The following is a 9,584-nucleotide window of genomic DNA, read 5'->3' as shown; positions in this document are numbered from 1 at the left end:
GATCTCTTTCCGCAAGGCCGTCCAGGTTCCCCTCGGTTTCTTCCGATTTTGGTCAGATTTTCATGCCCTCTCGCAAGGCGCTCAGATAGAATATCACTCACGGTGCCATTTGTCAACACCTTTTTTCACTTTTCTTTCGACTTTTTGCGCCGCTCCAAACACTACCTATATATAGTAGAAAATCAGAGCCTTACCCACAAGATGCCCCCCCTACTCTCTCTTGCGGAACAGAGAGATCACAAACAGCAGCAGCGGACCGCCCAATCCAAAGAGGATACTCCCCCACAGCACCGGCCCTCCCAAAGCCCGATCCAGGGCAAAGGCGTCGGGAAAGAGCCAGATGGCTCCTGCCGCAGCCGCCAGAATGATGGGCAGCACAGCGGTGCTTCTTTTCTGAATCGCAAACCCTTTCTGGGCCAGTTCCGAACAGGCACAAGCCAACAGAGACAACAGAGCCAGGTCGGCCAGTACCCACAGGGCAATGATCACCGACTCCATCCGCTGGAAGGTGCCCTCAAAGCCAATGCCTTTTACCATCATAAAGAAGGGGGTATCCATACGCCCGGCCAGGCCAGGCCCAAAGTTGCCCAGGCAGACCACCTGCAAGGCGGTGAGGGTGAGGCACAGGCCCACCGCCCAGCGCAGGATCTTTCTCCGGCTGCCCTCCTCTGGCACCACATGGCCCCCCAGGCAGGGGGCAAAGACCACATAGCCCAGCAATCCCAGCACCGGCAGGGTGGCAGAGCCCACTGCGGGCAGGTCCTCCACCCACACGGGCAGCAGATTGGCAGTATCCACCTGAAAGGCTCCCAGCAGCAGGGGCAGGGCCAGCCCGGCGGCCAGAGTGAGGAAGAACACCTCTCCCGCTCGGGCCAAAGCCCGCACCGGCTTGCGGACCAGCCAGAAGGTCGCCCCCAACAGGGCCAGCAGAAAGAGCACCATAGGGGCGTTGCGGTAGCTGATGGTGAGAAAGCGCAGGGCCACCTGCCGGGCGTTGGCCGCCAGCAGATACAGGCCCCACAGAAAATAGAGCAGGCAGAACACCCGCCCCAGGGCAGGACCCAGCAGCTGTTGGGCGGTATTGGGCAGACCACCCCTGTCCGGGCCGCCCCTGAACAGCCGCCAAAGCAGCCAGCACAGTCCCAGCAGCACCGGCAGCGCCATAAGGGTGGCCAGCCAGCCCCCTACCCCCGCCTGCCGGGCGGTGCTGCCGGGCAGCAGCTGAATGGCGGGAGACAGCAGGGCGGCAAAGGTCAGAGTCAGCAGCTGCCGCAGCGAGATGCGGTCGTCCGGCATGGTGTCACCTCCTACATATAATAGTGAATCGTCATTACCCGTCAGCGTGGTAACTGCGCTGGATTATCGCCTCGGCGGTGGCCTCCAGCTTCAGGTCTTTCATGGAATAGCTGCCCAGCAGCACCTCCTTGTGCCAGGGCACGGCAAAGGCGGCGGATTGGCGCAGCCCCAGATAGTCGGCGTCCAGCACCCGGGACAGCTCCAGCGCCCGGGCCATCCGCTCCGCCTCCACCTGAGCCAGCTCCGCCTCCAGGGCATCCAGGGTGGCCTGGTCGGGCATGGCGCTCCCCTCCGCCAGATTAGCGTCCACCTTACAGTGGACCTTTAACCCAACCAGAGTGTCCCCCTGCCAGATGGGCCGCACCGAGGCGGCGGCACCCACCACACGCAGGGCGGCGGCGGTGCCGTCGGGGGCCTGTACCTCCACCACGTCGGCGTCCACCTTGCCGAAGATCAGATTGACCCCCAGGGCGGCGTCTCCCTCCGCCCAGCCCACCAGCACCCCATCCTTCAGGATGCCGTAACCGGCGGCGGTCAGCCCGCCGTCCGCCAGCACTGCCGGCAGAAAGGAGGCCCCCTGCCGGTCCAGCTCGGCCAGCACGTCCTTCACCGTCCGGGGCATGGAGTTGGCGGTGAGCCCGGCGTCGTCGGCCAGGGCCTCCAGCCGGTCGGTGGCAGAGCCGTCGGCGGCGGCAGCCTCAATGGCCTGACCCGCCGTGCCATTGCGCACCACATAGAGGGCGGTCTCCAGGCGCATCTCCACATCCCGCAGCACATAGTCCAGAGAGGGCATGACCCCCCGTTTGGCCAGTCCCTCCCCCAGCAGCAGCTGAGTGACGTGGCCGAAATAGAGGTAGGAGGACCCCTCCCCCTGGAGCTCCAGCACGGCGGCGCTGATGGTACCCGCTTCCCCGGCCACAACCTCAGTCTCCTCCTGAGAGGTGCCGCCGGAGGCGGTGATGGCCACCCCGGCATCCCCAGCCGTATCCACTCCCAGGGTGCGGATCAGCTCCATGTCCTCGATCTCCCGGGCGTATGGCAGAAAACCGGAGTACCGGCGGCAGCCGGTGAGGGGGAGCATAAGGAGCAGCACCAGCAAAACAAGTCGTTTTTTCACCGCTGCTTCCTCCTGTTCCTGGGCTTGAGGGCGGCAGGCCGGTCCTTGATCTGGGGCATGGGCCGCCGCAGCAGCACGTGCTCCCGGGGCCTGCGGCCGGTACCCACCGCAAAGGGGGTGAGATAGGGCACCCCGAAGCTCTCGATACCCGCCAGATGGACGATGAGTACTGCCGCACCCATAACGGTGCCGAAGAGCCCCGCCGCGCTGGACAGCAGCACCAGCACAAACCGCCAGATCCGCAGGGCGCCTCCCAGCTCCTGGGAGGGCATGGTGTACCCGGCGATACCCGCCACCGCCACCACAATAAGCACCGCCGGGGAGACGATCTTGGCCTCCACCGCCGCCGAGCCCACCACCAGACCACCGATAATGGAAACCGTCTGTCCAATGGACTGGGGCAGCCGCAGGCCCGCCTCCTGCAGGATCTCAAAGGCAATGAGCAGGACGATGACCTCAAAGGCGGAGCGGAAGGGCACGTTCTGCTTGGCCGCAATGATGGACAGGGCCAGTCGGGTTGGGATCATCTCCTGATGGAAGGTGACCATGGCGATATAGAGGGCGGGCAGCAGCAGGGTGGTGAGCATACAGAAGTAGCGCAGCACCGTCAGGGCGGTGGCCAGCAGCCAGTTGGAGGACTTGTCCTGGGGGGCCTGCAAGAAGTTGCCCAGCACTGCCGGGGCCAGATAGCCCAGCGGGATGCCGTCAATGAGGATGCCCACCCGACCCTGGGCCAGCCCGGCGCAGAACCGGTCGGACCGCTCGGTGTACTGGATGAGGGGAAAGGGGGTGTGGGCGGCGGGCACGATATACTCCTCAATGGCTCCGGTGGAAAACACCCCGTCAATGTCGATGTCCCGCAGCTGGGCCGTCACCTGCTCCACCAGATGGGGATTGGTGATTCCCTCTATATATAGGATATCCACCAGCGTGGCCGACTGGCGGCCCACGATCTGCTCCTGAATCCGCAGCTCCGGGGCCTTCAAATGGCGGCGGACAATGCTGGTGTTGGTACGCACGCTCTCCACAAAGGCGTCCTTGGACCCCTTGAGCACCGTCTCGTTGTCGGGAGCGGACACAGACCGCTTCTCCTCGGTACCCACAAAGCAGGACAGCACCGTGCTTTCCCCGGGAAACAGGAACACGCACCATCCGGCCACCAGGTCAAAGACCACCTGGTCCAGCCGGTCCCGCTCCTCCACCGTCAGGTTGTACAGGGCCCCCTGGCGCATCCGCTCCATCATGGGGGTTGTTCCGGCGCACCGGGCCAGCTCCGGGTCCTGGGCCATGGGCCGCAGCAGATAGTCGCTGATGCGCTCCATCCGCACCATACCGCTGAGGTAGCACAGGGTCAAACTGTGCCTGGGGTCCTCCCCCACCCACACCGTCCGGTGGATGAAATCCACACAGTCCCGGAAGATCTCCTCCAGCCGGGCCAGGGTGATGGCCCCCGGATAGCGGGGCTCCTGCCGGGGGTGGGGATGGGTCTGTCCGTCGGAGCGATCATGGGCCATGGCAAGTCCTCCTTTGTCTGAATGTGCGCATCAACGCTCTCTGCGTTTCCCCATTCAGAGCTCTTTTTTACAGTCCCACGGCCCTGTTTGGGTGAATTTGACGAATTGAACTTTTTTATACTGCCCTGTTTTCGCCTTGTTATACAAACTTGAAGGTAACTGTTGCAATTTTCCAAAAGAATTGATATACTTGAAAAAACTCCCCGGTTCATCTGGTAAACTAGTCACCTTCCGGTAAGTATCCCGCCGCTCCGGTGGAGCAATTCTAACAAAGAGGAGGAGCCCCTATGAAGCCCTTTACCCAAGCCGCCGACGTTCTAGACAAGGAGCTGGCGGACAAGATCGACGGCATCATCTCCGCCCACAACGGGGACGCCACCCAGCTGGTGGGTATCCTGCTGGACGTGGAGGCCGCCGTGGAGCGGCACTACATCCCTGAGTCCGCCGCCTACTATGTGGCCGAGAAGCTGGGCGTCAAGCCCACTCAGGTCTACGATGTCATCTCCTTCTACACCGCGCTCCATTCCAAGCCCCGGGCCAAGTTCACTCTGGAGGTGTGCAACTCCGCCCCCTGCCGGGTGAAGGACAGCGACACTCTGGTGGAGACCCTCAAGCGCCTGCTCAACCTGGAGGTGGGCGAGGTCACCTACGACGGCCGCTTTTCCATCGAGAAGGTCCCCTGCTTCGGGGCCTGCGACGTGTCCCCCGCCGTGCGGGTCAACGGCGTGGTGTACGGCCATCTGGACAGCGAGGAGCGTATCCTGGATATGCTCCAGCAGCTCAATTAAGGGGGTGCCGGTATGAGCAAGAAAGTCTGTTTTATCACCCGTAACTTCGGGAAGTACGATCCGGACAGCCTGAAGAGCTACGAGTCCATCGGCGGCTTCACCGCCCTGCGGAAGGCCCTGAAGATGGACGGCAACGAGATCGCCGACGTGCTGGCCGCCAACGGCGTTCAGGGCCGGGGCGGCGCCGCCTATGACATGGGCAAGAAGTGGCGCCAGGCCCGTGAGGTCAAGGGCGAGCACAAGTGCGTGGTGTGCAACGCCGACGAGGGCGAGCCCGGCACCTTCAAGGACCGTGAGCTGCTCACCAACGATCCCTTCCAGCTGCTGGAGGGCATGATCATTGCCGGCTGGTCCGTGGGGGCCGACAACGGCTACATCTATATGCGTGAGGAGTATTCCCACCTGCGTCCCCGCCTGCTGTCCGCCATCGCCCAGTGCGAGGAGGCCGGCTACCTGGGCGACGATATCCTGGGCTCCGGCCTGAACTACCGCATCCACCTCTACTCCGGCGCCGGCGCATACGTCTGCGGCGAGGGCTCCGCTCTGGCCGAGTCCGTCGAGGGCAAGGCGGGCCGTCCCCGTATGAAGCCCCCCTTCATCAAGCAGTGCGGCGTGTTCCACCTGCCCACCTGCGTCAACAACGTGGAGTCCCTCTCCCTGGTGCCCCCCCTGCTGCTGGACGACGAGGGCTACTACAAGAGCCAGGGCACCGAGGACTGCCCCGGCACCAAGATGATCTCGGTCTCCGGCAACGTGAAGAACCCCGGCGTGTTTGAGGTGCCCTTCGGCATCACCATCCGGGAGATCATCTACGACCTGGCCGGCGGTATGGAGAACCCCGAGTATCCCCTGCGCCTGGTGCAGCTGGGCGGCGCTTCCGGCCGGATCTGCGCTCCCTCCCAGCTGGACACCCCCTACACCTACAAGGGAATGCGGCAGGCCGACCTGACTGCCATCGGCTCGGGCGCCGTGCTGGTGGTGGACGAGCGCACCAGCGTCATCGGCTTCCTGCGGATGACCCAGGAGTTCTTCTCCCACGAGAGCTGCGGCCAGTGCACCCCCTGCCGGGAGGGCAACCGCCACATCGCCATGCTGCTGGATAAGGTGGCCGCCGGCGAGCACACCCAGAAGGATGTGGACACCCTGAAGAAGTTCGCCGACATCATGTCCTGCGCTTCCCTGTGCGGCCTGGGCGAGACGGCGCAATCCGCCCTGCTGTCCGCCATGAAGCGCTTCCCTGAAGTCTTTGCCGTCAAAGAGGAGGTCGCGGTCCGATGAGCAATACGGTACATCTTACCATTAACCATATGCCGCTGGAGGTGCCCGCCGGCACCCGCATCATCGAGGCGGCCAAGATGCTGAACATTGACATTCCCCATCTGTGCTATCACCCCGACCAGACCATCAAGGCCCACTGCCGGATGTGTATGGTGGAGGTCACCGGCCAGCGCAAGCTGCTGGCCGCCTGCTCCACCGTGGTGTGGGAGGGCATGGAGGTCTTTACCGACACCAAGAAGGTGTACGACGCCCAGGTTGGCGTGCTGGACCTGATTCTGGCCGACCACAAGCAGAACTGCCTCTCCTGCGCCCGCAACGGCAACTGCGAGCTGCAGAAGCTGTGCCGCCGGTTCAACCGCCTGCTGCCCGAGCTGCCCGACATCTCCTCCAACGAGCCCCTGCGCATCGACAATCCCTCCATCGTCCGCGACCCCTCCAAGTGCGTCAAGTGCGGCCGCTGCGTAAAGGTGTGCGCCGAGGTCCAGGGCTGCGCCGCCCTCACCGCCGCCAACCGCTCCGGCGACTTCAAGATCACCACCGCCTTTGACCTGCCCATGGACCAGACCGACTGCGTCCTGTGCGGCCAGTGCTCCCTGGTGTGCCCGGTGGGCGCCATCGTGGAGGTGGACAACACCAACGATGTGGTCCGCGCCATTCAGGACCCCCGCAAGCACGTTGTGGTCCAGGTGGCTCCCTCCGTCCGCGTGGGCCTGGGCGACGAGTTCGGCCTGGAGCCCGGCGCCATCGTCACCGGCAAGATGGTCACCGCCCTGAAGATGATGGGCTTTGACAAGGTGTTCGACACCAACTTCACCGCCGACCTGACCATCATGGAGGAAGGCAGCGAGCTGCTGGACCGCATCAAGAACGGCGGCAAGCTGCCCATGATCACCTCCTGTTCCCCCGGCTGGGTCACCTACATGGAGAAGCATCACCCCGAGCTGTGCGACAACCTGTCCACCGCCAAGAGCCCCCAGGGTATGTTCGGCGCCGTGGTCAAGACCTACTATGCCCAGAAGATGGGCTGGGACCCCCACGACATCGTGTCCGTGTCCGTCATGCCCTGTACCGCCAAGAAGTACGAGGCCTCCCGTCCTGAGCTGGGCCGGGACGGCTACCGGGACGTGGACTATGTCCTCACCACCCGTGAGCTGGCCAAGCTGATCCGCTACGAGGGCCTGGACCTGTCCGTGCTGCCCGAGAGCGAGTTCGACTCCCCCCTGGGCATCGGCTCCGGCGCCGGCGCCATCTTCGGCGCCACCGGCGGCGTGATGGAAGCCGCCCTGCGTACCGCCTACGAGGTGTACACCGGCCAGACTCTGCCCCGCCTGGAGTTCGAGTCGGTCCGCAACGATGTCAACGCCATCAAGGAGGCCACCATCGACCTCAACGGCACCCCGCTGAAGGTGGCCATCGCCAACGGCCTGAAGAACGCCGAGGAGATCATCCGCCGGGTGGAGAGCGGCGAGGCCGACTATATCTTCATCGAGATCATGGCCTGCCCCGGCGGCTGCATCGGCGGCGGCGGTCAGCCCATCGGCACCAACAACGCCGTCCGGGACGCCCGCATCAAGGCCCTGTACGAGATCGACCGGTCCCTGCCTCTGCGTAAGAGCCATGAGAACCCGGAGATCAAGACCATCTATGAGGAGTTCTTCGGCGCGCCTCTGTCCCACCGCTCTCACGAGCTGCTCCACACCCACTATCACGCCCGTCCCAAGAAGCACGACTTCTCTCACCTGAAGTAAGCAGAAGGGTCTGCTGCAAAACCGCTGTCTTACACAAGCCTGTCATTGCGAGCCAGTGCGCACACTGGCGTGGCAATCCGTTTCCCCGGCAAAAGGGGCGGATTCCCACGAAAAACGGCCGCCCACCGGGCGGCCGTTTTTCTCGGAATGACGGGTCTTTGTACCGGCTGCGCAGTTTGCAGCAGGTCCCCATTTTGTCATCCTGAGCGTCAGGGTCGGATCTTTTCTGCCAGTTTGTCTGCCACAGGAAGATTCTTCGCCCCGCTGGGGCTCAGAATGACAGCTGTATTCTATTTTGCAGCAGGCCCTTTTTGTGCTTCACCCTGTAGGGGCGGCCTTTATGGCCGCCCGCCGTATCCCCCATCCACGCAGAAAGGCCGGCGCTGACGCGCCGGCCTTTTGTGCCGTATGTAAGGAAATTACTTGCCCTGCTGGGTCTTGCGCCACTCGTTGAGGACGGCGCAGAACACCAGGGACAGGAAGCTCTCCTCCGCCTTGGCGGAGCGGGAGGTCAGAGCGATGGGCACCTTGGCGCCCACCACGGCGCCGCAGGTGGTGGCGTGAGCGTGGATGAGCCAGCTCTTCACCAGGATGTTGCCGGCGATCAGGTCCTGAGCGATGATGCCGTCGAAGCCGCCGCCGGACCAGGGGCAGTCGTAGTTCTTCAGGCGGCAGGCCTCCTTGGAGATGATGAGGTCGTAGGAGATGGGGCCCCACAGCTCGCAGTCGGCGAAGGGGTGCTGCTTCTGCTCGCTCACCAGGCGCTGGGCCTCAATGGTGTCGGGCATATGGAAGTTGACGTTCTCCACCAGAGCCATCAGAGCCAGCTTGGGATTCTCATAGCCGAAGGCCTTGAGCGCGTCGGCGGTGTTCTTGATGATGGCCTTCTTCTGGCTGGGGTTGGGGCTGACGATGATGGTCATGTCGGACAGAGCCAGCAGCTTGGGATACTCGGGGATGGAGGCCAGAGACACATGGCTCATGAGGCGCTCGGTCCGCAGGCCGTTCTTCTTGTCCAGCACGGGCATCAGGAAGTCGCGGGTGGGCATATTGCCGCGCATGAGGATGTCGCCCTCGCCGCAGTGGATCACGTCGATGGCGGCCTGGGTCACATTGTGGCCGGGAGCGGTGTCCACCATGGTGTAGGGCTCCTTGTCCAGGCCCAGCTTCTCCAGCTGCACCATGGTACGGGCCCGGTCGCCCACCAGCACGGGCTGCACAAACCCCTCCTTCTGAGCCTGGAACAGGCCGCGGAGCATATTCTCGCCGTCAGAACCGGCCAGGACCACGCGCAGAGGAGCATTCAGCTTGGGAACACGGCTGATGATATTGTCAAAATTCTTCAATTCCATGGGATGATCCCTCACCTTTCCATTGATGCCGCGCAGCGGCGTTTGTTCTATTATTATACCGGATAGTTTCGGAGAATACAAGGTATTTCCATAGGAATCGGAACAATATTTCCCCTTATAGCGGGGCAAGCGCCCCTTCTTTCTCCGGTGTTTCCGTGCCGTGCACAAAAAGACCGCCGCGGGAGGATTTCCCGCGGCGGTCCGGATAGTATTGCTTCTTACTTTGCCACGTTCTCGCAGAAGCGCATAAGGATGGTGGCAACCTCAGCGCGGGTGGCGGTGCCGGTGGGATCCAGCTTGCCGCCGTCCTTGCCGGTGATGAGCTGGGCGCCAACCGCCCAGGTCATGCCGTCGGCCGCCCAGGTGGACACGGTGCTGCCGTCAGCGAAGGTGGTCAGGTCGCCCTTGGCGGACACATCGTACTCCTTGTACTCGGCATAGCGGTACAGGATGGTGGCCAGCTGCTCACGGGTCACGGTGTCATCGGGGGC

The 9,584-nt window shown here is 63.4% G+C and carries 8 protein-coding genes; 3 read left to right on the top strand and 5 right to left on the bottom strand.

Annotation, left to right across the window (positions count from 1 at the left end):
- Positions 1-210: 210 nt before the first annotated feature.
- From IHN22_RS11505 to IHN22_RS11495, 3 genes are read right to left on the bottom strand one after another with little or no spacing between them, the layout of a single operon-like run.
- Positions 211-1,296 carry a GerAB/ArcD/ProY family transporter gene (locus tag IHN22_RS11505; protein ID WP_191435475.1) on the bottom strand — a complete coding sequence of 362 codons (1,086 nt, stop codon included), beginning with the start codon at positions 1,294-1,296 and terminating at the stop codon, positions 211-213.
- Positions 1,297-1,330: 34 nt separating this feature from the next.
- The gene (locus IHN22_RS11500; RefSeq protein WP_300986542.1) at positions 1,331-2,413 is read right to left on the bottom strand and encodes a Ger(x)C family spore germination C-terminal domain-containing protein; all 1,083 of its coding nucleotides are present in this window, start codon (positions 2,411-2,413) and stop codon (positions 1,331-1,333) included.
- Complete coding sequence (locus IHN22_RS11495) at positions 2,410-3,927, bottom strand: spore germination protein (protein ID WP_087391375.1); 1,518 nt, start codon at positions 3,925-3,927, stop codon at positions 2,410-2,412. The genes IHN22_RS11500 and IHN22_RS11495 overlap by 4 nt, the downstream gene beginning before the upstream one ends.
- A gap of 287 nt (positions 3,928-4,214) precedes the next feature.
- Here IHN22_RS11495 and IHN22_RS11490 point away from each other — a divergent pair, with 287 nt between their 5' ends.
- Genes IHN22_RS11490 through IHN22_RS11480 form a run of 3 tightly spaced genes read left to right on the top strand, consistent with a single transcriptional unit; the run spans position 4,215 to position 7,741 of the window.
- On the top strand, positions 4,215-4,715 hold the full coding sequence (locus tag IHN22_RS11490; RefSeq protein ID WP_087187335.1) for a complex I 24 kDa subunit family protein: 501 nt from the start codon (positions 4,215-4,217) through the stop codon (positions 4,713-4,715).
- Between the two features lie 12 nt (positions 4,716-4,727).
- The gene (locus IHN22_RS11485) at positions 4,728-5,993 is read left to right on the top strand and encodes a complex I 51 kDa subunit family protein (RefSeq protein ID WP_191435473.1); all 1,266 of its coding nucleotides are present in this window, start codon (positions 4,728-4,730) and stop codon (positions 5,991-5,993) included.
- Positions 5,990-7,741 carry an NADH-dependent [FeFe] hydrogenase, group A6 gene (locus IHN22_RS11480; RefSeq protein ID WP_191435472.1) on the top strand — a complete coding sequence of 584 codons (1,752 nt, stop codon included), beginning with the start codon at positions 5,990-5,992 and terminating at the stop codon, positions 7,739-7,741. Before IHN22_RS11485 ends, IHN22_RS11480 begins: the two co-directional genes overlap by 4 nt.
- A gap of 419 nt (positions 7,742-8,160) precedes the next feature.
- Here the strand turns inward: IHN22_RS11480 and IHN22_RS11475 are convergent, their stop codons facing one another.
- Both IHN22_RS11475 and IHN22_RS11470 read right to left on the bottom strand, forming a co-directional pair.
- The gene (locus IHN22_RS11475; protein ID WP_191435470.1) at positions 8,161-9,093 is read right to left on the bottom strand and encodes a phosphate acyltransferase; all 933 of its coding nucleotides are present in this window, start codon (positions 9,091-9,093) and stop codon (positions 8,161-8,163) included.
- Positions 9,094-9,311: 218 nt separating this feature from the next.
- The coding region (locus IHN22_RS11470; RefSeq protein ID WP_191435468.1) for an S-layer homology domain-containing protein at positions 9,312-9,584 on the bottom strand (273 nt) is incomplete at its 5' end.

The organism is Flavonifractor sp. An112 (assembly GCF_904377885.1).
In the GTDB taxonomy this organism is placed as follows: domain Bacteria; phylum Bacillota; class Clostridia; order Oscillospirales; family Oscillospiraceae; genus Flavonifractor; species Flavonifractor avicola.
The sequence above is the reverse complement of the archived record's forward strand: the minus strand, read 5'-3'. Positions and strand labels throughout refer to the sequence as shown.